A 918-nucleotide genomic window follows, 5' to 3' on the forward strand; every position below is an offset into this window, starting at 1 on the left:
GCTCCGCCCCGCCCATCATCCCGGACCTCGACCACCAGCGTGCCGTCCGCGAACTCCGCCGCCACCTCGGCCCGCCGGGCACCGCTGTGCCGGGCCACGTTCGTCAGCGCCTCCGCCACCGCGAAGTACGCGGCCACCTCCACCCCCTCCGGCGGGCGCCGGTCCCGCAGCCCCCGCAGATCGGCCGCCACCGGCACCGGCGACCGCTCCGCCAGCGACTCGACGGCGGCACCCAGGCCCCGGTCGGTCAGCACGGACGGGTGAATGCCCCGTACGAGGTCCCGCAGCTCGTCGAGTACCGCGCGCGCCTCGTCCTGCGCCTTGGCCACCAGCGCCGGGTCCGCGTCCAGCTTCGCCAGGCCCAGCGTCATGATCAGGCCGGTCAGCCGCTGCTGTGCGCCGTCGTGCAGATCGCGCTCGATACGCCGCCGCTCGCCCTCGAACGCGTCGGCGAGCCGTGCCCGCGAGGCCGTGACCTCCACCAGCCGGGTGCCCAGCTCCCGCTCCCGGCGCGGCCGTACGAGCACGGCGCGCGCCAGCTCGGCGCGCGCGCCCGCCAGCGCGCCCAGCGCGTACGCGGCGAGCACCGCGAACACCGGGGTGAGCAGCAGCCAGGGCAGCACTTGCGCGGGGCGGGTCAGGACGATGCCCTCTCCGTACATCACCTGGTCGCCGCCGAGGACGATGACGAGCGCGAAGGGCTGGCTGGCCACCAGGCCCAGCCCGAGCAGCACGGCCGCCAGGTCCAGGAGCGCGAGCGGCGCGTTCAGCAGCGCGTAGCCCTGCTCCAGCCAGAAGCCCGGCGTTGCGGCGCGCCGCCACAGCGCACGCGCCCAGCGGGTGCCGCGCCGGCCGGTCCGCGGGGGCGCCGCCCGCCCGGCCCGGCCGGGGTTCCGGTCCGGTCCGCGGTCCGCATCC

1 protein-coding gene is annotated in these 918 nt (G+C 77.6%); it reads right to left on the bottom strand.

Annotated elements, in window-relative coordinates; all coding sequences use genetic code 11:
• Positions 1–918, bottom strand: a 918-nt coding sequence (locus G5C65_RS37775; protein WP_165303587.1) for a sensor histidine kinase, incomplete at both ends; no start/stop codon positions are given.

The organism is Streptomyces boncukensis (genome assembly GCF_011045075.1).
Taxonomy (GTDB): Bacteria; Actinomycetota; Actinomycetes; order Streptomycetales; family Streptomycetaceae; genus Streptomyces; species Streptomyces boncukensis.